The organism is Pseudoxanthomonas sp. PXM01, from assembly GCF_014851815.1.
Classification (GTDB): Bacteria; Pseudomonadota; Gammaproteobacteria; order Xanthomonadales; family Xanthomonadaceae; genus Pseudoxanthomonas_A.
Genome location: NZ_JACVAJ010000001.1, coordinates 448,782 through 472,818 on the forward strand (window position 1 = coordinate 448,782; position 24,037 = coordinate 472,818).

Here is a 24,037-nt window from a genome sequence, read left to right on the forward strand (position 1 = left end):
TCCCGTCCCGAGCGCGCGCGGGCAACCCGACCTATTGCCGGTTGCTCGCCCTCCTTGCGTTGCGGCTGTTGAAGGCCTTCTTCCGAAGGCCGTAGGGGACGGGCATTGAAGACCAAGCTTCCGCGCGCACTCATCGGGTGCGCCTGCCTCTGCATCGGCATGCTGCCGGCCACGCGTTTCGCCGCCGCTTCCGGCGCGGACGCGTCGAAGAAGATCGCCGACCAGTTCGTCGCCGGCAAACAGGCGGGCCACATGGAAAGCTATGAAGCCACCGAGGTCCTTGCGGCCGATCTCAATGGAGATGGCCAGGATGAAATCGTCGTCCTGTGGACGATGTACGGCCCTACCTATTCGAACAACGGTGTCGCAGTGCTGGCCAAACAGGGGGCACGCTACGCGGCAGCGGGCGAAACGCACGATCCCCTGGGGCTGGTCGAAGGCATGACGGTCGCAGACGGCCTTATCCAGCTCACGACGAAGTGGCCTGGCCCCAACGATCCCCGCTGCTGCCCGAGCGTCAGCAAGACGCTGCGCTATCGCTGGACGCCCGGGAAGCTCACGCCGGTGAAGTGATCACTGCCCGCGCTCCCAGCGGGCGTGGTACACGCGCCAGTCGCCATCCTCGCGCCGCCAGGCGGTCGTGACGCGATAGGTGCCGGCCTGGTTCGGCAGCAGGCGTCCGCTGCTGGAGGTCAGCAGCACGTTGAACGCGAGCTCTGCGTTGTCGCCCTCCACCCTGACGTCGAGCGGTCCCGTGGTGGCGCCGATGCGCGCATTCATCAGCGTGTGGGCCCGGATCATGTTGTGCAACGCAGCACGATCGATCCCCTCCTCACCGGTGAAATCCGGACTGACGCCGTCGATGAAATCGCCTGCCTTGCCGGCTTCGACCGCCGCCTGCATCGCATCGAACTGCCGCCGCAACTGCGCTTCCGGCGCATCGCCTGCGCAGGCGGCCAGCATCAGCATGCAGGCGAGCAGCCACCCGCACGCGGTGAATCCGGTCTTCGTCATCGAAACCTTCGCCTTTTCCATCCGGAACGGTATGCTCCCAGCAGGCGCCATCTCCGGCGTTTGCCCATTGAACGCCGCGAGGCGGCCCGAAGACCCTGGGGAGGGAATGGAACGATGAGTCAGGAACGTCCGTGGTTCAAGAGCTACCCGCAAGGCGTGCCGCAGCAGGTGGACCTGGAGCAGTACCGCTCCATCGTCTCCGTCTTCGATGAGGCCATCAGCAAGTACCGCGACCGCCCCGCGTTCCGCAACTTCGGCAAGACCCTGACCTACGGCGAGATCGACAAGCTCAGCCGGCAGTTCGCCGCGTACCTGCTCGGCGAGCTCAAGCTCAAGAAGGGCGACCGCGTCGCCATCATGATGCCGAACTGCCTGCAGTACCCCATCGCGATCTTCGGCGTGTTGCGCGCCGGCCTGACGGTGGTCAACGTCAATCCGATGTACACCCCGCGCGAGCTGAAGCACCAGCTGGTGGATTCGGGCGCCAGCGTGCTGCTGGTCGTCGACAACTTCGGCAAGACCGCACAGGAAGCCCTCGCCGGGACGCAGGTCAAGCAGGTGGTCACCACCGCGCTCGGCGACCTGGTCGGGTTCCCGAAAGGCGCCATCGTCAACTTCGTCCTCAAGTACGTGAAGAAGATGGTGCCGGACTACGACATTCCCGGCACCGTGCGTTTCAAGGACACGCTGACGCTCGGCCAGTTGCACACGCTGCCCGAGGTCGACATCGACTCCGGCGACATCGCGTTCCTGCAGTACACCGGCGGCACCACCGGCGTCGCCAAGGGCGCGATGCTGACGCACCGCAACCTGGTGGCGAACATGCAGCAGGCCGGCGTGTGGGTGGGCACCGGTCTGGACTACGGCAACGAGGTGATCATCACCGCGCTGCCGCTGTACCACATCTTCGCATTGACGGCGAACTGCCTGGTCTTCATGAAGCTCGGCGGCCTCAACCACCTGATCACCAACCCGCGCGACATGCCGGGCTTCGTGAAGGAACTGAAGGCCACGCGCTTCACCGCGATCACCGGCGTCAACACGTTGTTCAATGGCTTGCTCAACACACCGGGCTTCGACGAGGTGGATTTCTCCAACCTCAAGATGACGCTCGGTGGCGGCATGGCGGTGCAGCGCGCCGTCGCGGAGAAATGGAAGAAGGTCACCGGCGTCACGCTGGTCGAGGCCTACGGCCTGACCGAAACCTCACCCGCCGCCTGCATCAATCCGATGGATCTGCACGATTACAACGGCGCCATCGGCCTGCCGGTGCCGTCCACCGATGCCTGCCTGAAGGACGACGACGGCAACGTCGTGCCGCTGGGCGAAGTGGGCGAACTGTGCATCAAGGGGCCGCAGGTGATGAAGGGCTACTGGCAGCGTCCCGAAGAAACCGCGAACGTCATGGACGCCGATGGTTGGCTGCACACCGGCGACATGGCGAAGATGGACGAGAACGGGTTCTTCTACATCGTCGACCGCAAGAAGGACATGATCCTGGTCTCCGGCTTCAACGTGTACCCGAACGAAGTCGAGGACGTGATCGCGGGCCTCGAGGGCGTGCTGGAAGTGGCGGCGATCGGCGTGCCGGACGACAAGTCGGGCGAAGCGGTGAAGGTCTTCATCGTGAAGAAGGACCCTGCCCTGACCGCCGAGCAGGTCAAGGCGTTCTGCCGCGACAACCTGACCGGCTACAAGCAGCCGCGCCACATCGAGTTCCGCACGGAACTGCCGAAGACCAACGTCGGCAAGATCCTGCGCAAGGAACTGCGCGAGCCCGCCAAGACCTCCTGAAAGCCCTGTTCAGCTTTATCGGAAAGGCCGGCCTTGTGCCGGCCTTTTTCTTTGGGTTCAGGACTTTAGGGGTGGATTCTAGACGCCTGTCACAAATATCGAGACTGGTGGCGACTTGACGCCGGCAACATGCCGCAAGCGCGCGTGTGCACTGGATTTTAATTATTCGTTCAGGTGTAGGATCGGCGCGTGATGCCACCTGCGTCACATTAATCCGTCACCCGCTTCCCCTGCCGCGCGGGCAATACCCCTCCAAGGAGCTCTCCATGAACAACGTCGAAAAACTGCAGCGTACCCGTGCCTTCCCGACCATCCGCGTCGAATCCGAACCGAGCGGTGACGCGCACTGGATGTACATGCATTCGGATGTCGCACCGGGCGTGCGCCCCTGCTTCCGCAGCCAGATGCTCGACGACGTGCTGAGCTTCATGAACTCCATCACCCTGCGCGAATCCCAGCGCCAGCCGGGCAAACTGCGTCATCTCGTCGTCGCCTCCGACGCGAGCGCGTTCAACCTGGGCGGCGACCTGGAACTGTTCTCCCAGCTGATCCGCGAGAACAACCGCGACCGCCTGCTGAGCTATGCGCGTCGCTGCATCGATGGCGTCCACCATCTCAACACCGGCCTCGGCGGCGACGTGCGCACCATCGCGCTGATCCAGGGCGACGCACTGGGCGGTGGTCTGGAAATCGCGCTGTCCTGCCACACCATCGTGGCCGAAGAAGGCGTGGACATGGGCCTGCCGGAAGTGCTGTTCGGTCTGTTCCCGGGCATGGGCGCCTACTCGTTCCTGTGCAAGCGCGTGTCGCCGCAGGTCGCCGAGAAGATCATCCTGGAAGGCAACATCTACACGAGCGACGAGCTGTACAAGCTGGGCGTGGTCGATGTGCTCGTGCCCAAGGGCCAGGGCGCGGCCGCCGTGCAGACGATCATCGACAAGCAGCGCCGTTCGCCGCACGCGCACCTGGCGCTGAACGCCTGCCGCAACCTGGCGCAGCCGGTCGGTTATGACGAACTGATGGGCATCACCGAAGTGTGGGTCGACACCGCCCTGACGCTCGGCGACAAGTCGCTGAAGATGATGGAGCGTATCGTGCGCGCGCAGGAAAAGCGCTCCATCCGCGCGGCCTGAGTACATCCTGCAACGCTGCTTTCACCGCAGACGACCACAGGGGAAATCAGGGGGTTGAAGCGCATTCTGCGTCTTCAAGGGCGAGTCCGGGTCACCGTACTCGCCAGGGACCCGCCACCGGCGGACCCAATACCACACCGCTCCACCATTGCCACCCACCGCCGTCATGGGCGGCGGGCAGCCGCGTCACGGCGACGTGCTTTCGCTGCCCTTGTCCACCGCACCACGGATACGTTGCCGGGCATCGAGTGCAGCACGGCCGTGACTCAGGTGGGAGTTCAGCGCCGCCAGGCGATGACGCCATTCGCGTGTGATCTGCCAGTCGGCCAAACTCATCATTTCGCCCGCCGCGGCCGCCAGTTTCACCAGGCCCAGGTTGCTGGCCACGCCTTTCAGCGCATGCGCATGCTCGCGCAGGTGCTCGCCATCGCCACGCTCCATCGCATGCGCCATGGCGCCGATGCATCCGTCCGCGTCGTTGAGGCACTGCTCGATGAATTCGCGCTCGAACGCCTCGCCCATGCCGAGCGCTGTCAGTTCGTCCAGTACGCTGACATCGAGCACGCCGTCCGAGACTTCCGCAGCACGCGCGGGTGCCATGGAAACCGCGGTGGCGGTGACCCGGCCGGAGGTGGCGATATCGGCCAGTGCATCCAACAGGCGCGTCGCGACGACCGGCTTGGCCAGGAACGCGCGTGCGCCGGCCTGCTCGCAGCGCTGGATCGATTCGGGCGTGACATCCGCGCTGAGGATCAGCACCGGAGTGCGGCTGCCGCTGCCGGCCTCCATCACGCGTAGCTGCTTCAATAGGTCCAGGCCGCTCAACCCGGGCATGTGCAGATCGCAGATGACGGCGTCATAGGAAGCCGACTCCAGCGCATCCAGCACTTCTTCGCCGCCGTTGACGCAGGTAATGCGATGGCCCGCCTTCTGCAGCAGCCGCTGGACGACCATGCGATTGGCTTCGTGGTCGTCGGCCACGAGGATCTGCATGCTGCGCACGCGTGCGCGATGGCGCAGGAACGGATCGGAGAACGCGATGATGTTTTCCGCGCTCGACGTTTCCGGTTCTTCCCGCAGCCACTCCGCATGGCCGTGCACCGCAGGTACCACAACGCGCTCGGGCACCGCTTCGAACGGCAGCTCGACCCAGAAGCAGCTGCCACGCTGTTCATGGCTCTCGAACCCGATGGTGCCGCCCATCGCCTCGGTCAGGCCCTTGGCGATCGTCGTGCCCAGACCGGTACCGCCGTAACGACGCGACAGGCTGACGTCGGCCTGCTCGAAGGCCTCGAACAGGCGCTCGCGCAGGGCGACCGGCACGCCGATGCCGGTATCGGTCACGGTGAAGCGCAGGCGCACCTGGCTGCCCTCGACCAGGGTCGGCGTGACGACCACGCGTACTTCGCCCTCGTCGGTGAACTTGACCGCGTTGCCGGCCAGGTTCAGCAGCACCTGCCGCAGGTGGCCGGCGTCGCCGCGCAGCTTCAGCGGGATCGCATCGTCGACGACGCCTTCGTAGCGCACCTGCTTGCCACGTGCCTGCGGCATCAGGATCAGACCGATGTTGTCGACCAGTTCGCGCGGCGAGAACTCCACCACGTTGAGCTTGACCTTGCCCGCCTCGATCGCGGAGATGTCCAGCACGTCCTCGACCAGGCCCAGCAGGGTGCGCGTGGAGGCCTGGATCGTGGACAGGCACTCGCGCTGCTCCGCATCCAGACGCGTTGTCGCCAGCAGTTCGGACATGCCCGCCAGGCCGTTCAGCGGCGTGCGGAACTCATGGCTCATGTTCGCGAGGAAGCGGCTCTTGGCCTCGTTCGCGCGGCGCGCTTCGTCGGTGGCGCGGGTCAGGTCGCGCAGCAGGCCGGACAGATACATCGGCACCGCGATGAGGCCGAGCACCAGGCCCACGCCCAGCGTCAGGTTGGCGTGCCAGTAGTCGTTCATGGCGACCACCGCGGCGAACGCGGTGCTGGCCATCGCCACCGCGACGACCAGGTAGCGGTTGCCGTAGCGCAGGCCGTTGCCCACCGTGATCCACATCAGCACGACGTACGCCCACGATAGCGGCTCGCCCATGCCGTTCATCGCCGCGGCCAGCAGGCCGTAGTCGGCGACCATGCCCAGGCCGCGCCGGACGTGCGACTGGCCCGGTTGCACCAGCAGCCACGCGAAAATGCCCAGGCCGTTGACCAGGCCGGAGGTGATGATGGTCAGGACGATGGTGTACTGGTCAGCCGGCAATGCGGCGCGCGAGGACGGCAGCAGCGCGTAGGCCAGGATGATGGAGATCAACGCGACGCGGATCAGCGCCTGGCCGTGCTCGCTGTCGCCGCGATGCGCCAGTCGCGACTTGATCCAGCTGATGGGATTGGTCATGGCTCACTCCATCCCTGGACGGCTCTGCACCGTCGAATAGCGTTCGCAGATGTCGTCCAGCCGCGCCCGCCCACGGATCAGCGCGTCGACACATGCGGGATCGAACAGGCGACCGCGCTGGGCGTACAGGTAAGCCAGCGCGGCGTCCTTTTCCCATGCCTTCTTGTACGGTCGCGGCGAGATCAGGGCATCGAACACGTCCGCAACCGCCACTATCCTCGCTTCCAACGGGATCTGCTCGCCGACGAGGCCATCGGGATAGCCGCTGCCGTCGTAGCGCTCGTGGTGCCGCAGCGCGATCAGCGCACCGGTCTGGATGAAGCGGTTCTGGCTGCCGGACAGCAGCTGGTGGCCGATCTTGGGGTGGCGGCGCATGACCTCGGTTTCGTCCGCGGTCAGCGGACCGGCCTTCATCAGTACCGAATCCGGGATCGCGATCTTGCCCATGTCGTGCAGCGGCGCCGCCATCTCGATGGTGCGCACCTCGTCTTCCGGCAGGCCGAGCTGTTCGGCGATCAGGCCGGCCACGTGGGCCATGCGTTCCAGGTAGGCGCTGGTACCGCTGTCGCGGTACTCGATGGCGCGCGCCAGGCGCGACAGGGTCTCGCGTTCGCGCTCCTCGACCTCGTGCATGCTGGACAGCAGGCGCTGCTCCAGCGACAGGGCGCGCTGCTTGACGTTCTCGGACTGCTGGCGGAGCTGAAGCAGGTTGCGGCAGCGGGCGCGCAGTTCGCGCGGCCGCACCGGCTTGACCAGGAAGTCGATGACGCCCGCTTCCAGCGCCGCCTGGCGGATCGGTTCGTCGCCGACCACGGTGATCAGGATGATCGCGATGTCGCGGTGCATCGGCAGCCGGCGGAAGCGCCGCGCGAACTCCAGCCCGTCCATGCCCGGCATGCGGTAATCCAGCAGCAGCAGGTCGGTACGGTTCTTCTCGCACCATTCCAGTGCGGCCAGCGGATCGCCGAAATCATGGACGGCCAGCTCGGACGCGATGTCCTCGATGACATGGCGCAGCATCGTGCGCGCAGACGTCTGATCGTCGACGATGACGATGTTCAAAGCGTTACCCACCCCTTGTGGCCACATCGCGTGGCTGTCGGGCAAGGATACTCCGGCGGGGCTCGCATCCAACATGTCGTCAGTCCTGTCCGGCGGCACGGTCCCGGGCGGGGTCCGTGAACCACGAAGGGAACCGATGCGAATCACGGGGCCCCCTCCCCTGATCTCTATCGGCGCGGGCGGCGGAAAATTGACCGTCCTGCGCGTAAAGCGACGCAGGAAGCGTGCCAGCCGCCGCCACGGCCTGTCGGGACTCAACAAATTGACCTCCGTCACGGATTTGCCGCCCTCCCAGCCGGTCCGTGGCGGGTAGCTGGCGGCAGAACGGCCATCCGACGACCGTCCTTTCCGCAGCAGTGGCCCCGCCGCGTCATCCGGACGGGTGCGTATTCTGCCCCGGAGCGTCACTTCGTTGGCGCGCCGGGACGTCGTGTTCAGCCTTGGCTTTCAGGACGCATGTACGGGAACAGCAAGACGTCACGGATCGAATCGGAGCCGGTCAGCAGCATGACCAGGCGGTCGACGCCGATACCCAGGCCGCCGGTCGGCGGCAGCCCGACTTCCAGTGCGCGGATGTAGTCGGCATCGAAGTGCATCGCCTCGTCGTCGCCGCCTTCCTTGGCCTGTACCTGCGCCATGAAGCGCGCCGCCTGGTCCTCGGGATCGTTGAGTTCGGAGAAGCCGTTGGCGATCTCCTTGCCGTTGATGAACAGCTCGAACCGATCCGTATAGCCCGGCTGGTCGTCGTTGGCGCGGGCCAGCGGCGACACTTCCACCGGATGGTCGGTGATGAAGGTCGGCTGCACCAGGGTGTGCTCCACCGTCTTTTCGAAGATCTCCAGCAGCAGCTTGCCCCAGCCGTACGACGGCTTCACATGGATCTTCAGGCGCTCGCAGTGCCGCACGAGCGCGTCGCGATCGGTGCAGTCGGCGGCGCTGATCTCGGGGTTGTGGTGGCGGACGGCCTCGTCCATGCGCCAGCGGCGGAACGCCGGCTCCAGATCGATGTCCTGCCCGTCCCAGACGACCTGCCCGGTACCCAGCACCTCGTGCGCCACATCGCGGATGACGCCTTCGGTCAGGTCCATGATCTCGGTGTACGAGGCATAGGCCTCGTACAGTTCGAGCATGGTGAATTCGGGGTTGTGGCGGGTGCTGACACCCTCGTTGCGGAAGTTGCGGTTGATCTCGTACACGCGCTCAAGCCCGCCGACCACCAGGCGCTTCAGGTAGAGCTCCGGCGCCACGCGCAGGTACAGGTCCAGGTCCAGCGCGTTGTGGTGGGTGGTGAACGGCTTGGCCGCGGCGCCGCCGGGGATGTAATGCATCATCGGCGTCTCGACTTCGAGGAAGCGTCGGGTATCCAGCCATTCGCGGATCGCGCGGATGATGCGCGAGCGCTTGATGAACACCGCGCGTGCTTCCGGGGTGACGATCAGGTCGACATAGCGCTGGCGGTAGCGCTGCTCCACGTCCGACAGGCCATGCCACTTGTCCGGCAGCGGGCGCAGCGACTTGGTCAGCAGGCGGAGGCCCTCGGCCTTCACCGACAGCTCGCCGGTGCGGGTGCGGGTCAGGCCGCCTTCGACGCCGATGATGTCGCCGATGTCCCAGCCCTTGAACGCGTCGTAGGTGTCGCTCAGGGTATTGGACTGGAGGAACAGCTGGATGCGGCCGGACTCGTCCTGGATCTGCACGAAGCTGGCCTTGCCCATCACACGCTTGGCCATCAGGCGGCCGGCCAGCTTCACCTGCCGGCCGCTGCCTTCCAGTGCCTCGCCGGACCACAGATCGGCATCCTCGTACTGCGTCTGCAGATCGCCGGCGTAGTCGGTGCGGCGGAAATCGTTCGGGAACGCGATGCCCTGCCCGCGCAATGCGGTCAGTTTGGCGCGACGCTCGGCGATGAGGCTGTTCTCGTCCTGCGGAGCGGCTTGTTCTGTCATGGGGTCGTGTCGTCTTCTGGAACGTGGGAGCGACGTCAGTCGCGAGCTTTCTCGGTGGCCATTCGCGACTGACGTCGCTCCCACAGGGGGATTGGCCGAATCAAGCGTCGATGCGTTTGGAGCCCGCTTCCAGGCCGGATTTCAGGCTGGCCTCGACGAACTCGTCCAGGTCGCCGTCCAGGACCTTCTGCGTATCCGAACGTTCGATACCGGTGCGCAGGTCCTTGATGCGGCTCTGGTCCAGTACGTAGTTGCGGATCTGGCTGCCCCAGCCGATGTCGGACTTGGTGGCTTCCACCGCGTCGCGCTCGGCGTTGCGCTTATGGATTTCCAGCTCGTACAGCTTGGCGGCCAGCATCTTCATCGCGTTGTCGCGGTTCTGGTGCTGGCTGCGGCCGGTCTGGCAGGCGACCACGATGCCGGTCGGCACGTGGGTGATGCGCACCGCCGATTCGGTCTTGTTGACGTGCTGGCCACCGGCGCCGGACGAGCGGTACACATCGGTCTTCAGGTCGGCCGGATTGATGTCGATGTCGATGTTGTCGTCGACTTCAGGCGACACGAACACCGAGGTGAAACTGGTATGGCGGCGGTTGTCCGAGTCGAACGGCGACTTGCGCACCAGGCGGTGGACGCCGGTCTCGGTCTTCAGCCAGCCGTAGGCGAAATCGCCTTCCACCCGCAGCGTGGCCGATTTGATGCCGGCGACGTCTCCACCGCTGGCCTCCATCAGCTCGGTCTTCCAGCCACGCGATTCGCACCAGCGCAGGTACATGCGCAGCAGGATTTCCGCCCAGTCCTGCGCCTCGGTGCCGCCGGCGCCGGCCTGGATGTCGACGAAGGCGTTGGAGCTGTCCATCTTGCCGGAGAACATGCGCTGGAATTCCAGCTTGCCGACATGCACGGCATAGCGCTCGACATCGGCCACCACGGCCTGCGCGGTGTCCTCGTCGTTCTCCATCTCGGCCAGTTCCAGCAGCTCGCTGCCACCGGCCAGGCCTTCCTCGATGTCGCGGATGCCGTTGACCGTCTTGTCCAGCAGCGAGCGCTCGCGACCGAGCTGCTGGGCGTACTCGGCGTTGTTCCAGATGTCCGGGCTTTCCAGCTCGCGGTTTACTTCTTCCAGGCGCTCGCGCTTGGCATCGTAGTCAAAGATACCCCCGGAGCGAGGCCAGCCTGTCCTGCAGGTCGGCGATGCGCTGGCGGATGGGATTGAGCTCGATCATGGGGTGTGGGGCGGGGGCTGGAAACGGTCGGCAAGGATACCAGAGGCTCACGCGACGACGAGCCGACGCCCGGCGGCTGGAACGGGACTTGCATCGCTGCAGGCGCGTCCTCCCGAGAGCCGTCCGCACATGCCGACTCCCGCCACTCCCCTGCCCGTCCCGCTGCTGCCTTGCCTGCTCGGCCTCGTCTTGCTGCTCGGCCTGCCGTCTTCACGTGCCCAAGGCACGCAGCCGGTCGTCGACCGGCGCGCGGACGAGGTGAAGCGTTGCCTGCAGTTGCGACGCGATGCGCCTCCGGTCGCCGTCGCGCTGGCGGAGTCGCTGCTGCGCGAGCCCGACCTGGCGGTCGAGGATGAAGTGAAGGTCTACAGCTGCCTCGGCATCGCGGCCGGGCTCGCGGGCGACAGGACCCGCGCCGTGGAGGCCGGTGCGCAGATGGAGCGGCTGGTGAAGGAGCACCCCCGCCTGCCCGCGCAGTTCCGTGCACGCGCCTACTCGCAGGCCGGCTCCGTGTTCCACGGCGCAGGCCAGATCCATCGCGCGGAAGCCGCCTACCTGCATGCGCAGGGCCTTGCCGCGCAGCTGCCGGCCGAGGAGGCCGCCCTTTTCCAGGCCACCACGCTGACCAACATCGGCCTGATCCATGCGGACTACCTCGATTCGCCGGAAGTCGCGGATGGCTACTACCGCAAGGCGCTGGCGGCCGCGGGTTCGGTCGGCCTGGAGGATCCGCTGATCCTGCACAACCACGCGCTCAACCTGGTCCGGCTCGGCCGCACCGAGGAGGCGATGGCCGTGATCGACGAAGGCGAGGCGCTGGCGCGCCGCAAGCAGGCGCAGTCGGTGGTCGACCGTCTGCGCGCCGAGCGGGCCGGCCTTTGGATCGCACAGGGCCGCCTCGCGCAGGCCCGGCCTTTGCTCGACGCCGCGATCAAGGCACAGCAGGACAGTGCCGACAAACCCGGCCTGGCGGGATCGCTAGCGAAGTTGTCGACGTTGCAACGCCTGTCGGGCGACTACGCGGGCGCGTTGGCGACCGCGAAGCGTGCCTGGTCGAACGTGGACGGCACGCCGCAGCCGCAGAAGCAGCGCGAAGTGCTGCGCGCCTGGATGGCCGCACATGCCGCTCAGGGCCAGGCGGACGACGCCATGGACGTCGGCGCGCGCCTGCACGCGCTTGAAATGCAGACGCTGAAGGAACAACGGCTGGAGTTGCTGGCCGACCTGCAGGCCCGCAGCGAGAGCGCCGCCGCGCAACGCGAACTGGCGACCATGCGCCACCAGGCGCAGATCCGCGTGCTGAACGACGAGAAGTCGACGCTGCTGCGCCGCTATGGGGTCGCCCTGCTGGTGCTGCTGGTGCTTGCCGGTGTCGGATTCGGCCTGTTGCAGCGTCGCAAGAACCGGCAGCTGCGCAAGGTCAGCGCCACCGACTCCCTCACCGGCCTGCGCAACCGGCGGGCCGCGACCGAAGCGATGAAGGCGATCTCGTCGCAACGCCCGGTGGCCGGCACCCGGCACGTCCTGTTCCTTATCGACATCGACCATTTCAAGAAGGTCAACGACGGCTTCGGCCACCATGCCGGCGACCAGGTGCTGGTCGCCCTGGCGCGCCGCCTGCGCGACATCGGTCGCGTCGACGACGTCATCGCCCGCTGGGGCGGCGAGGAGTTCCTGATGGCCTGCGCCGACCTGACCGAGGCGCAGGCCTGCACCGTGGCCTCGCGCCTGCACGAAGCGCTGTGCGAAGTGCACGAGCTGGCACCGCGGCAGCAGTGGCCGTTGACCGTATCGCTGGGCTTCGCGCCATTCCCGTTCTTCGACAACGCAGCTGGCGGCTGGGACTATGCGCTGCGCATGGCGGACCGTGCCCTGTATGCCGCCAAGGACCGCCGCAACGCCTGGGCCGGCCTGTGGGGACGCGCGTTGCCGGCCGGCGCCACGCTGCAGGCATTGCTGGAAGCGCCCGAGGAAGCCGTCCGCGGCGGCGCCATCGAGCTAGTCGCCAGCTATGCGGTGGAACGCCTGCCGCAGGTGCCGGCGACGCGCGCGGCGTAGCTAGGCGTCGGCAGCGCCGGTGCGTTGGCGCAGGTCCTGCCGGTAGCGCCGACTGCATGGCAGGGCGCTGCCGTCCTTCATGTGCACGCGCGCATCGCCGGTGTCCAGCGGCTCGATCGAGGCCACCTGGTCCAGGCTGACGATGTAGCTGCGGTGGATACGGGCGAACATCCGCGGATCCAGTCGCGTCTCGATGCCGCCGATGGTGCTGCGCAACGGATAATCGTGCCCGCGTACGCGCAGATTGACGTAGTTGCCGGCGGCCTGCATCCACTCGATGTCGTTGGCGGCCACCAGGAATTCCCGCCCGAGCTTGCGGATGAGGAAGCGTTCCGGCCTGTCCACCGGTTCCAGCGGCGGACCTTCGTCGGGTTCGGCGAGCAGACTGGCCTCGCCCTGCCAGCGACGCAACAGCAGGCGATACGCCTCCATGGTCAGCACGATGTAGGCGAAGCTGCGGATGTCCTTCAGGTACTCGTAGAACAACTCGCGCGGCCATGGCCCAAAGTCGTAGGTCATCCCCTGGGTCCGGTAGGCCAGCATGCGCAGCGCCACCATGCCGACCACGTGTACCAGGCAGACGATGACGCTGGCAGCCGCGTAGCGCACCAGTTGCCGCCGCCAGTCACCCCATTGGAAGGGATAGCGGCGGGTGAACCAAGCCATCGCCGGTAGCACCACCAGCAGCCACATGACCGCACTGCTGGCCTCCCACACCGCAGGCTCCCAGGCTTGCACGCCCGAGTCTCCCCGGCGGAAGTCCATCAGCGTGGTGATGCTGTTGGCGATGCAGTTCGCCCCGATCATCGCGACCCAGAAGCCGATCTCGGCCCAGCGGCGCCAAGGCAGATACCGTTCGTACGTCAGCGTGGCCTGCTCGGTCATGCCCGCATTCTAACGTTCGTGACAACGCATACCGTCCGCGATTGGTCCCTCACCACCCGCCACTGGCCCCTGCGCGACCGCGACGCATCCCTTTGCGATGGCCTCGAGATAGCCGACCGGCGACGCTGGTCATCCGCAATGAAGAGAGACCACCATGCAACGCCGCCACGATCTGGACTGGGTCCGCGTCTGCGCCTTCGGGCTGCTCGTGCTGTACCACGTGGGCATGTACTACGTGACCTGGGACTGGCACGTGAAGAGCCCGGCCGCCAGCGATGCCCTGGAACCGTTCATGATGCTCAGTTCGCCGTGGCGACTGTCCTTGCTGTTCCTGGTGTCCGGCACGGCCACCGCGTTCCTGCTCGGCAAGGCCCGGAGCGCAGCGGACGCCGGCGGCACGCGCACGGGTTTCCTCGGCCCGCGCTCATGGCGGCTGCTGGTGCCACTGGTCTTCGGGATGCTCGTGATCGTGCCCCCGCAGGCGTACTACGAACTGCTCGATTCGCGATATCCCGGTGGCTACCACGACGGCTACCTCGCGTTCTGGGGGCGCTACCTTGCGGCCGACGGCAGCTTCTGCGACGACGACGGCTGCCTGCGGTTGCCGACCTGGAACCACCTGTGGTTCGTCGCGTACCTGTGGGTCTACACGGTCCTCGTCTGGGCGCTGACGCGATGCGCGCCAGCCGCGATACAGCGCATGTCGGACCGGCTCGCCGCCGTCCTCGCCTCGAATCTCGGGATTCTGCTCTGGCCGGTGCTGTTCTTCGCCGCAGCAAGGATCGCCCTGATCGGCACCTTCGGCTCGACCCATGCCCTCATCGACGACGGGTACAACCACGTCCAGTACTTCGGCATCTTCCTGTTGGGCTTCCTTGTCGCACGTTGCGACGCGGTGTGGCGTGCGTTCGTGCGCGTGCGCTGGGCGGCGCTGGCCCTGTGGCTGATCAGTTGGGCTTCCATCGTCCTCTACTTCTCTGCCTTCGCCGATGTCGAACCCCCGCAATGGCTGCGCATCGTGATGCGGGGCGCATGGGGACTGAACCAATGGTGTGCGATCGCCGCGATCCTCGGCTTCGCGCGACGCTGGAATCCCGGTGACAGCCGCGCGTTGCGCTACCTGTCGCAGGCGGTGTTCCCGGTCTACATCCTGCATCAGACGATCATCGTGCTGCTGGCCTACAACGCCCAACGGTTCGAACTGCCCCCGCTGCTGGAAGGCCCTGCACTCGTGGTCCTGACCCTGGGCTTGTGCTTCGCCGGTTACGAAGTGGTGCGTCGTGTCCCTCCGCTTCGGCCGCTGTTCGGATTGAAGCGCAACGCACCGACGACGCATCCCTCCGCCACACGGGATCCGCAGCCGTCCTGACGCGTGCTCAGGCGGCCGGTGTCCAATGGCGCAGCAGCAACTGGATGCCGCGGCGGTCGCGCCAGTCGTCGGTATCCAACTGGTAGGCCGCGTGGATGCGCGCAGGAGGCGGATCGTCGTGCCAGCCGTTGAACTGGATGGCGCTCAGCGGCACGGCGTGTCCGGCGGCCCGGAGCGAGAATTTCAGGTGCTTTTCCCCGACCACACGCCAGTCCAGTACGTCGAACTCGCCATCGAATACCGGTTCGGGAAAGCCCTGCCCCCACGGCCCGGCGCTGCGCAGCACGTCGGCATGCGCGCGATCGAGCTCGCCCGAGGCCAGCTCGCCATCGCTCAGCACTTCCTCGCGCAGCAGGTCGTCGTCGAGCATTGCCGCTGCGTGCTGGTGAAAGGCGGCCCGGAACTGCGGCAGCGCGCTTTCGTCCAACGACAGTCCCGCCGCCATGGCGTGGCCGCCGAAGCGCTGAACCAGGCCGGGATGCGCGGCATCGACGGCGGCCAGTGCATCGCGGATATGGAAACCCGGGATCGACCGCGCGGAACCCCGCAAGGTGGTGCTGCCCGGCTCGGCCGGCGCGAACGCGATCACCGGGCGGTGCAGCCTTTCCTTGATCTTGGACGCGACCAGGCCGACGACGCCGGGATGCCATTCCGGATCGAACAGGCAGGGCGCCAGCGGCACCGGCGCATCCTCGCCGGTCTCGATACGGGACAGCGCCGCCTGCGCCTCGTCGACCATCTGCTGCTGCACGCCGCGGCGTTCGGCGTTGATGCCCTCCAGCACGCGTGCCATCTCGTCGGCCTGGGTGGCGTCGTCCGTCAGCAAACACGCGATGCCCAGCGCCATGTCCTCCAGGCGACCGGCCGCATTCAGGCGCGGAGCGATGGCGAAGCCAATGTCGGCCGCGGTCAGGCGTGCAGGATCGCGGCCGGCCGCCCGCATCAGCGCCTGCAAGCCGGTGCACCCCTGCCCTGCGCGCAAGCGGCGCAGGCCGGCACCGACGAGCGCGCGGTTGTTCGCGTCCAGTGGCACGAGGTCGGCGACCGTGCCGATGGCGACGAGATCCAGCAGCGTGGAGAGATCCGGTTCGGCGCCCACGAACGCGCCGCGCTCGCGCAGCACGCGGCGCAACGCCAGCAGTACGTAGAACATCACGCCGACGCCGGCCAGCATCTTGCTGGGGAACGGATCGCCACGCAGGTTCGGATTGACGATGACGTCGGCCGGCGGCAATACCTCGCCCGGCAGGTGGTGGTCGGTGACCAGCACCTGCCAGCCGCGTGCTTTCGCTTCGGCGATACCGGCATGACACGCAATGCCGTGGTCGACCGTCACCAGCAGGTCGGGCTGCAACGCGGCCAGTTCGTCCACCAGCGACGGCGACAGGCCGTAGCCATGCACCATGCGGTTGGGCACGGCCGGCGTCACCCGCGTCGCGCCCAGCAGACACAGGCCGCGCACACCGACCGCGCACGCGGTGGCGCCATCGCAATCGAAGTCGCCGACGATGACGATGTGCCGGTCCTGCGCGATCGCGTCTGCCAGCAGCGCGGTGGCCTCGCCCAGTCCGCCCAGCAGGTCGGGCGGCAACAGCTGCGCCAGCCGGGGCTGTGCCTGGTCGATCGACAAGGCGCCACGCGCTTCGTAGATGCGCCGCAGCAAGGGGGGCACGCTGTCCGGCCACTGCCCGCCCGTCGCGATGGCACGACGGCGGATACGCGGGCACGGCGTCATGCCGGCACGTGGTCGGGGCGCACCGTGTCCAGTCGCTGCAAGGCGCCTCGCCACAGTCGCCAGCGTTGTTCGCGACGCAGGGAAAACAGGGCACCGTCCTCGAAATCGAGGTTCAGCGCATCCAGTTCGCGCTTGCGCAGCGCATCGAGCAATGGGCGCAACGCATCGCTGCACAGCAGATCGAGATTGCGCAGGTGACGCAGGTCGATCAAGGCATCGACACCGCCCTCGCCATTGGCGTGACCTGCCTCGATGCCCGCGACCTGCGCGAGCGACTGCAGTAGCACGTCATTGCCCTTCACCTGGCGGAACCCGGTACGCACCGCGTCCGGCAGCACGCCGCCCCCCCAGAACCACAGCGAGTTCACCGGCGGCTTGCCTTGTGCCGCACGCTGTGCGTTCCACGGGTGGTTGTGCAGCAGCACCTGCGCCTCGCTGAGCAGCGCACGCCACCGGCGCCCGGCATCGCCTTCGGGCAGGTGGGCGAACAGATCGTCGCCGAGTACGTCGCTGGCCGGTGCAAAGGCGGGCAACTTCGCTTCCACGGGAAGGCGCAGATACCAGCGCGACGCGTTCGGCGCATCGAGCAACATGCCGGCATCGCCGAACAAGGGCTTCAAGGCCGGCAGCAACTGGACGGTGTCCTCATCGGTCAGCCCCAGCGCTTCGCCATAGGCAAGCATGCGGGCACCGGTCATGTCGGGCGACACGCGCGCCGGATCGGCACGCAGCCACATGGCGCCGGCCGCATCGCGCGCGTCGCGTTGCCGCGTCAATGCGGCGACCGGCCAGTGGTCGGGCACCAGCTGGAACTGGCGACGCAGCTGCGCGCGTTCGCCGGCGTCGCCCTCGCTACGGTCGGCACGCCCGAGCGCCTTGGCGATATCGGGCGGCAGGACCTGCCCGACCAGGCGGGTACGCGCAGGCAGCAGCAGGGTGGCCTGGGCCATCGGTCCGTCAGTCGGCGTAGGAGACGCTGACGATTTCGTACTCGCGCTGTCCGGCGGGCGCATCGATGGTGACGCTGTCGCCCTCGTGCTTGCCGATCAGGGCGCGGGCCAGCGGCGACGAGATCGCGATCAGGCCCAGCTTGATGTCGGCTTCGAGGTCGCCGACGATCTGGTAACGCTTCTCTTCGTCCGTATCCACGTCGGCCAGCACCACCTTGGCGCCGAACACGATGCGCGAACCCGCGTTGAGCTTGCTGACGTCGATGATCTCGGAGTGCGACAGCTCGCCTTCCAGCTGCTTGATGCGGCCTTCGATGAAACCCTGCTGCTCGCGCGCAGCGTGGTACTCGGCGTTCTCCTTGAGATCGCCGTGCGCACGCGCTTCGGCGATGGCGGTGATTACTTCAGGGCGCTTGACCGTCTTCAGCAGGTCCAGTTCCTGGCGCAGGCGCTGTGCGCCTTGCATCGTCAATGGGGCTCTCACCCTTGAAGCTCCTTGTGCAGTTCCTGCAACGCCAGGACCGGGCCGGTGCCGCGGAACTCCAGCGAATGCACCAGCGCCTTGGCACCGGCGACGGTGGTTGAATAGGTGACGCGGTGCTGCAGGGCCTCGCGTCGGATCGAGAAGGAGTCGGCGATCGCCTGGCGTCCTTCCGTGGTGTTGACGATATACACGATTTCGCCGTTCTTGATCAGGTCGACCACATGCGGACGGCCCTCAAGCACCTTGTTGATCTGCTCGCAGGCGATGCCGTGCTCACCGAGCCATGCCGCCGTGCCCGCCGTAGCCACGATGCTGTAACCCCGGCCGACCAGCTCCTGCGCCACCGGCAGCACGCGCTTCTTGTCCGGGTCGCGCACCGAGATGAACACCTTGCCGACCGGCGGCGCCTTGATGCCGCCGGCTTCCTGCGCACGCGCCATGGCGGCACCGAAACTGCGGCCCACGCCCATCACCTCACCGGTGGAGCGCATTTCCGGGCCGAGGATCGGGTCCACGCCCTGGAACTTGGCGAACGGGAAGATCGCCTCCTTGACCGAGTAGTAGTCCGGCACGATTTCCTTCGTGGCGCCCTGCCCGGCCAGCGTCTTGCCGGCCATGCAGCGGGCCGCGATCTTGGCCAGCGGCATGCCGGTGGCCTTGGACACGAACGGCACGGTGCGCGACGCGCGCGGGTTCACTTCCAGCAGGTAGACGATGTCGTCGCTGCCGTCTTCGCTGGACTGGATGGCGAACTGTGTGTTCATCAGGCCGACGACCTTCAGGGCCTTCGCCAGCTCGACCACCTGGCGGCGCAGTTCGTCCTGCGTCTTGGCCGACAGCGAATACGGCGGCAATGAACACGACGAGTCGCCCGAGTGCACGCCAGCTTCCTCGATGTGCTCCATCACGCCACCGATCAGCACGTTGCCGTCGGCGTCGGCGATGATGTCCACGTCCACTTCCACCGCGTTGTCGAGGAAGCGGTCCAGCAGCACCGGCGAGTCGTTGGAGACCTTCACCGCGTCGCGCACGTAGCGCGCCAGGTCGGATTCGCCATAGACGATTTCCATCGCGCGGCCGCCCAGCACGTACGACGGGCGCACGACCAGCGGGTAGCCGATCTCGCGCGCCAGCAGCAACGCTTCCTGGTCGTTGCGGGCGATGCGGTTCGGCGGTTGCTTCAGGCCCAGCTTGTCGACCAGCTGCTGGAAACGCTCGCGGTCTTCGGCCAGGTCGATGGAATCCGGGCTGGTGCCGATGACGGGCACGCCATTGGCTTCCAGCGCACGCGCCAGCTTCAGCGGCGTCTGGCCGCCGTACTGCACGATGACGCCCTTCGGCTGTTCAAGCTCGACGATCTCCAGCACGTCTTCCAGCGTCAGCGGTTCGAAATACAGACGGTCGGAGGTGTCGTAGTCGGTGGAGACGGTTTCCGGATTGCAGTTGACCATGATGGTCTCGAACCCGTCCTCGCGCAGCGCGAGTGCCGCGTGCACGCAGCAGTAGTCGAACTCGATACCCTGGCCGATGCGGTTGGGACCACCACCGAGGATCATGATCTTGTCGCGGTTGGTCGGCTGCGCTTCGCATTCGTCCTCGTAGGTCGAATACAGGTAGGCCGTGCCGGTGGCGAACTCGGCCGCGCAGGAGTCCACGCGCTTGTAGACCGGCTTCACGCCCAACGCCTTGCGCAGCACGCGCACGGCGGCTTCATCGGTGCCGGCCAGTTGCGCCAGGCGCGCATCGGAGAAGCCCATGCGCTTCAGCTTGCGCATGCGCGCCTTGTCCAGCGAACCCAGCCCATCGGCAGCGAGCTGCTGCTCGGTGGCGATGATCTCTTCCATCTGGTCGAGGAACCATGGGTCGATGAACGACAGGGCATGCACCTGCTCCACCGTCATGCCGGCGCGGAACGCATCGGCCACGTAGAACAGGCGCTCCGGTCCCGGTGCCTTCAGTTCGCGGCGCAGCTTGGCCAGATCGTCCTCGTCCGCCAGATCCAGGCCGGTGGGGTCGAGGCCGACCTTGCCGGTCTCCAGGCCGCGCAACGCCTTCTGCAGCGATTCCTGGAAGGTCCGACCCATCGCCATCACCTCGCCCACCGACTTCATCTGGGTGGTCAGGCGCGCGTCGGCCTGCGGGAACTTCTCGAACGCGAAGCGCGGGATCTTGGTGACCACGTAGTCGATGGCCGGCTCGAACGAGGCAGGCGTCAAGCCGCCGGTGATCTCGTTCTTCAGTTCGTCCAGCGTGTAGCCGACGGCCAGCTTGGCCGCAACCTTGGCGATCGGGAAGCCGGTGGCCTTCGATGCCAGCGCCGACGAGCGCGACACGCGCGGGTTCATCTCGATGACGACCACGCGGCCAGTCTGCGCGTTGATGCCGAACTGCACGTTCGAACCACCGGTATCCACGCCGATCTTGCGCAGCACCGCGATGGAGGCGTCGCGCAGGCGCTGGTATTCCTTGTCGGTCAGGGTCTGCGCCGGCGCGACGGTGATGCTGTCGCCGGTGTGCACGCCCATCGGGTCGAGGTTCTCGATCGAGCAGACGATGATGCAGTTGTCCGCGGTGTCGCGGACCACTTCCATCTCGAATTCCTTCCAGCCCAGCACCGACTCTTCCACCAGCACTTCGGTAGTCGGCGACAGCTCCAGGCCGCGGGTGACGATGTCGACCAGCTCTTCGCGGTTGTAGGCGATGCCGCCGCCGCTGCCGCCCAGGGTGAAGCTGGGGCGGATGATGGTGGGGTAACCGACGCGGGTCTGGATCTCCAGCGCTTCTTCCAGCGTGTGGGCGACGGCGGCCTTCGGGCACTCCAGACCGATCTCGCCCATCGCCACGCGGAACAGCTCGCGATCCTCGGCCATGCGGATGGCTTCGCGCTTGGCGCCGATCAGTTCGACGTTGTACTTCTCCAGCACCCCGTTGTCGGCCAGGTCCAGCGCGCAGTTCAGCGCGGTCTGGCCGCCCATCGTCGGCAGCAGCGCATCGGGCTTCTCCTTGGCGATGATCTTCTCGACCGTCTGCCAGTTGATCGGCTCGATGTAGACCGCGTCCGCCATTTCCGGGTCGGTCATGATGGTCGCGGGATTGCTGTTGACCAGCACCACCCGGTAACCCTCTTCGCGCAGCGCCTTGCAGGCCTGCGCGCCGGAGTAGTCGAACTCGCAGGCCTGGCCGATGACGATCGGGCCTGCGCCGATGATCAGGATGGTTTTAAGGTCGTTGCGCTTGGGCATGCTGTCCTCGATCTCTTGCGTGGCCGTCGCGCGCGATGCGCAGCGCGACGGTGTGGGTATTCAGCGCATCCGGTGGATGCTCAGAGGGTGGCGTCCTCGATGCCGCAATGGGTCCGCGCGTCGTCCTTGAAGGCTTCGAGCTCGGCGTCGGTCATATCCAGATCCGGAAACTCGCGCTCCAGCACCTTGGCCGCCGGTGTGCCCATGAATTCGACCACCTGCGCCATCTGCGCCTGCGGCATTCCGCCCAGAACCGATTCGGCTTCGGGAGCCGGCTGGCCGCTGATGCTGGCCTCCACCCCCTTGCGCACGAACTGCATGAGCTTGCCGCCGCCGTCGGTCTGCGCGAAGGCGATCCACTGCCCCGCCGTCTGCTCATCGCCGAACAGGGTACGGAACGCGTCGACGAGTTTCACCGACATGATCGGTTCGATACGCGCCAGCAGGCACGTGCGCTGCGTGGGCGTCAACGCGGCGAACGCGGGCTCCTTGCCGACCTCCGTTTCCATCACCCGCACGATCGCGCTGTCGAAACCGAACAACTGCTGCAGCTGCTTCACCTGCTCATGGGTGGGCACGGCCGCGGCGGCCGGCAACGCCAGGGCGGCCAGCAGAAGCCCGAGACCGTTGCGTCGCAGGCTCATCGCGATGCATCCATGGACTGCACGAAGCGGTCGAACAGCGGCGCCACGTCGTGCGGGCCGGGCGATGCTTCGGGATGTCCCTGGAACGAGAAGGCCGGTGCATCGGTCAGTTCGATGCCCTGGTTGGTGCCGTCGAACAGCGAGCGGTGGATCACGCGCACGTTGGCCGGCAGCGAAGCCTCGTCGACGGCGAAGCCGTGGTTCTGCGAGGTGATCATCACGCGGCCCGTATCGAGGTCCTGCACCGGGTGGTTCGCACCGTGGTGACCGTGGCCCATCTTCATGGTCTGCGCACCGGCGGCGAGCGCCAACAGCTGGTGGCCCAGGCAGATGCCGAAGGTCGGGATCTTCTTGGCGATGAACTCGCGGATGGCGGTGATGGCGTAGTCGCACGGCGCCGGATCGCCCGGGCCGTTGGACAGGAACACGCCATCCGGCTGCAGCGCCAGCGCGTCGGCGGCGCTGGTCTGCGCGGGCACCACGGTGACGTCGCAGCCACGCTCGGCGAGCATGCGCAGGATGTTGTGCTTCACGCCGAAGTCGTAGGCCACGACCTTGAACTTCGCCGGCGCCTGCACGAAGGCATTGCGGTCCAGATCCAGCTGGCCGTCGCGCCACGGATACGGCGTGTCGGTGGTCACCACCTTGGCCAGATCCATGCCCTTCAGGCCGGGGAACTTGCGTGCCGCCTCGAGCGCCTTTTCGACATCGAGATCGTCGCCGGCCATCAGCGCGCCGTTCTGGGCGCCGCGCTCGCGCAGGATGCGGGTCAGCTTGCGGGTATCGATACCGGCGATGGCGACGATGCCGCGCGTGGACAGCCACTCGGGCAGTGCCTGCTGGTTGCGCCAGTTGCTGGGACGACGCGGCACGTCGCGCACGATCAGGCCGGCGCACCAGACCTTCGATGCTTCGTCGTCCTGGTCGGTACAGCCGGTGTTGCCGATATGGGGGTACGTCAGAGTGACGAGCTGGCGGGCGTAGGACGGGTCGGTCAGGATTTCCTGATAGCCGGTCATCGCGGTGTTGAATACCACTTCGCCGACCGAAAGGCCGGCTGCGCCTACGGATTCGCCCTCGAATACGGTGCCGTCTTCGAGTACGAGAATTGCGGGTCGTGTCACGGGGTTCGCCTTGGGGTGGAGGAACCCTGTCCCACCGGCTTGCGGCTGCAAGAAACCGCAGACGCGGCGTTCATCCGGTCCGTGGCGATGGGTAACAGGCGAGCGGGAATTGTACGGAAACGGCCTGTTCAGCGCTACCGTTTTTTCGCCCGCTGGCGCACCGGAAGCTTGCCGAGCGCGTCGTATTCAGGTTCAGCGGCCGCGCAGGCATCGCCGGGATGCCCGTCAGTCCAGCAGATCGCGCACCCGGTAGGCGCCTGGCGTGCGACCGCGCACCCTTCCCGCCACGTGCAGGGCACCGCGGGCGAAGATGTCGCGGTGCGTGGCCCGATGCGTCAGTTCGATGCGCTCGCCGAGGCCGGCGAACTGCACGGTATGTTCGCCGACGATGTCGCCGGCCCTCAGGCTGGCGTAATGCACCTGCGCACCCGCACTGCCGGCGGCCTGGCCCAGGGTCAGGGCGGTGCCGGAGGGCGCGTCCTTCTTGTGCACGTGGTGCGACTCCACAACATCGACGTCCCAACCTTGCAACGCCGACGCTGCGCGCTCGACGAGTTCCGCCATGACGGCAACGCCGAGGCTGAAGTTGGTCGCCCAGACCAGCGGAATGGTGGCGGCCGCAGTGGCCAGCGCGTTCTGCTGCGCGGACGAGATGCCGGTGGTGCCCGACACCAGCGCCGCCTTGCGCTCGACGCACAGCGCGAGGAGCGGATCGAAGCCTTCCGGCAGGCTGAAATCGATGGCGACATCGAACGCGGGCACGCCCGCCAGTTCACTCGCCGCGAAATGAGGTACGCCGTCGACGACGCGCGGCGACGGTGTCCGCCGCGTCACTGCGCCAACGATCTGGTAGCGCTCGGGCTCGACTGCCGCAAGACGGAGCAGCGCCTGCCCCATCCTGCCGGATGCGCCATGGATCAGGAGACGGGTCGGTGAGGTATTCATGGCCGCATGGTAGCCCCGGTCCGCCGGGCTGGCGACCGCCAGGG

Annotated in this window: 18 protein-coding genes; 5 read left to right on the forward strand and 13 right to left on the reverse strand. The window is 66.9% G+C overall.

Going from position 1 to position 24,037, the window contains the following annotated elements:
• Positions 1 to 159 precede the first annotated feature (159 nt).
• Entirely contained in the window at positions 160 to 573 is a 414-nt protein-coding gene (locus tag IB230_RS01980) for a hypothetical protein (protein WP_192268209.1), read from the forward strand.
• Here the strand turns inward: IB230_RS01980 and IB230_RS01985 are convergent, their stop codons facing one another.
• Entirely contained in the window at positions 574 to 1,014 is a 441-nt protein-coding gene (locus IB230_RS01985; protein WP_192268211.1) for a nuclear transport factor 2 family protein, read from the reverse strand.
• Between the two features lie 114 nt (positions 1,015 to 1,128).
• Between IB230_RS01985 and IB230_RS01990 the strand changes: the two genes are divergently transcribed.
• Both IB230_RS01990 and IB230_RS01995 read left to right on the forward strand, forming a co-directional pair.
• The gene (locus IB230_RS01990; RefSeq protein WP_192268213.1) at positions 1,129 to 2,808 is read left to right on the forward strand and encodes a long-chain fatty acid--CoA ligase; all 1,680 of its coding nucleotides are present in this window, start codon (positions 1,129 to 1,131) and stop codon (positions 2,806 to 2,808) included.
• A 266-nt stretch (positions 2,809 to 3,074) separates the two neighbouring features.
• A complete protein-coding gene (locus IB230_RS01995; protein ID WP_192268215.1) occupies positions 3,075 to 3,941 on the forward strand; it encodes a crotonase/enoyl-CoA hydratase family protein in 867 nt (288 codons plus the stop codon).
• A gap of 186 nt (positions 3,942 to 4,127) precedes the next feature.
• On the opposite strand, the gene IB230_RS02000 is transcribed toward IB230_RS01995, so the two are convergent.
• The 4 genes from IB230_RS02000 to prfB all read right to left on the reverse strand — a co-directional run bounded on the left by IB230_RS02000 (position 4,128) and on the right by prfB (position 10,557).
• Positions 4,128 to 6,323 carry an ATP-binding protein gene (locus tag IB230_RS02000; protein ID WP_192268217.1) on the reverse strand — a complete coding sequence of 732 codons (2,196 nt, stop codon included), beginning with the start codon at positions 6,321 to 6,323 and terminating at the stop codon, positions 4,128 to 4,130.
• 3 nt (positions 6,324 to 6,326) lie between these two features.
• A complete protein-coding gene (locus IB230_RS02005; protein WP_225589368.1) occupies positions 6,327 to 7,412 on the reverse strand; it encodes a two-component system response regulator in 1,086 nt (361 codons plus the stop codon).
• A 407-nt stretch (positions 7,413 to 7,819) separates the two neighbouring features.
• Positions 7,820 to 9,331, reverse strand: a complete 1,512-nt coding sequence (gene lysS, locus IB230_RS02010) for a lysine--tRNA ligase (protein ID WP_192268221.1) — start codon at positions 9,329 to 9,331, stop codon at positions 7,820 to 7,822.
• Between the two features lie 100 nt (positions 9,332 to 9,431).
• Positions 9,432 to 10,557 (reverse strand): peptide chain release factor 2 gene (prfB, locus tag IB230_RS02015; protein ID WP_192268223.1). Its coding sequence is split into 2 segments (ribosomal slippage): positions 9,432 to 10,481 and positions 10,483 to 10,557, totalling 1,125 coding nucleotides; the frame shifts between segments, so codons are not numbered across the junction.
• 129 nt (positions 10,558 to 10,686) lie between these two features.
• Between prfB and IB230_RS02020 the strand changes: the two genes are divergently transcribed.
• The gene (locus IB230_RS02020) at positions 10,687 to 12,615 is read left to right on the forward strand and encodes a GGDEF domain-containing protein (protein WP_192268226.1); all 1,929 of its coding nucleotides are present in this window, start codon (positions 10,687 to 10,689) and stop codon (positions 12,613 to 12,615) included.
• Here IB230_RS02020 and IB230_RS02025 read toward each other — a convergent pair whose 3' ends face one another.
• Positions 12,616 to 13,500: a LytTR family DNA-binding domain-containing protein gene (locus tag IB230_RS02025; protein ID WP_192268228.1), complete on the reverse strand. Its 885-nt coding sequence runs from the start codon at positions 13,498 to 13,500 to the stop codon at positions 12,616 to 12,618. It abuts the gene before it with no gap.
• 154 nt (positions 13,501 to 13,654) lie between these two features.
• Here IB230_RS02025 and IB230_RS02030 point away from each other — a divergent pair, with 154 nt between their 5' ends.
• Complete coding sequence (locus IB230_RS02030) at positions 13,655 to 14,869, forward strand: acyltransferase family protein (protein ID WP_192268230.1); 1,215 nt, start codon at positions 13,655 to 13,657, stop codon at positions 14,867 to 14,869.
• A 7-nt stretch (positions 14,870 to 14,876) separates the two neighbouring features.
• On the opposite strand, the gene recJ is transcribed toward IB230_RS02030, so the two are convergent.
• The 7 genes from recJ to dapB all read right to left on the reverse strand — a co-directional run bounded on the left by recJ (position 14,877) and on the right by dapB (position 23,993).
• The gene (recJ, locus tag IB230_RS02035; protein ID WP_192268232.1) at positions 14,877 to 16,604 is read right to left on the reverse strand and encodes a single-stranded-DNA-specific exonuclease RecJ; all 1,728 of its coding nucleotides are present in this window, start codon (positions 16,602 to 16,604) and stop codon (positions 14,877 to 14,879) included.
• Entirely contained in the window at positions 16,601 to 17,554 is a 954-nt protein-coding gene (locus IB230_RS02040; protein WP_192268234.1) for a phosphoglycerate mutase, read from the reverse strand. Before IB230_RS02040 ends, recJ begins: the two co-directional genes overlap by 4 nt.
• A gap of 7 nt (positions 17,555 to 17,561) precedes the next feature.
• The gene (gene greA, locus IB230_RS02045) at positions 17,562 to 18,026 is read right to left on the reverse strand and encodes a transcription elongation factor GreA (protein WP_192271214.1); all 465 of its coding nucleotides are present in this window, start codon (positions 18,024 to 18,026) and stop codon (positions 17,562 to 17,564) included.
• Positions 18,027 to 18,034: 8 nt separating this feature from the next.
• Positions 18,035 to 21,280, reverse strand: coding sequence for a carbamoyl-phosphate synthase large subunit (gene carB / locus IB230_RS02050; RefSeq protein WP_192268236.1), 3,246 nt, complete (start codon positions 21,278 to 21,280; stop codon positions 18,035 to 18,037).
• Positions 21,281 to 21,360: 80 nt separating this feature from the next.
• On the reverse strand, positions 21,361 to 21,924 hold the full coding sequence (locus IB230_RS02055; RefSeq protein WP_192268238.1) for a hypothetical protein: 564 nt from the start codon (positions 21,922 to 21,924) through the stop codon (positions 21,361 to 21,363).
• On the reverse strand, positions 21,921 to 23,048 hold the full coding sequence (gene carA, locus IB230_RS02060; protein ID WP_192268240.1) for a glutamine-hydrolyzing carbamoyl-phosphate synthase small subunit: 1,128 nt from the start codon (positions 23,046 to 23,048) through the stop codon (positions 21,921 to 21,923). Before carA ends, IB230_RS02055 begins: the two co-directional genes overlap by 4 nt.
• A gap of 225 nt (positions 23,049 to 23,273) precedes the next feature.
• Complete coding sequence (gene dapB, locus IB230_RS02065; RefSeq protein ID WP_192268242.1) at positions 23,274 to 23,993, reverse strand: 4-hydroxy-tetrahydrodipicolinate reductase; 720 nt, start codon at positions 23,991 to 23,993, stop codon at positions 23,274 to 23,276.
• Between the last annotated feature and the right edge of the window lie 44 nt (positions 23,994 to 24,037).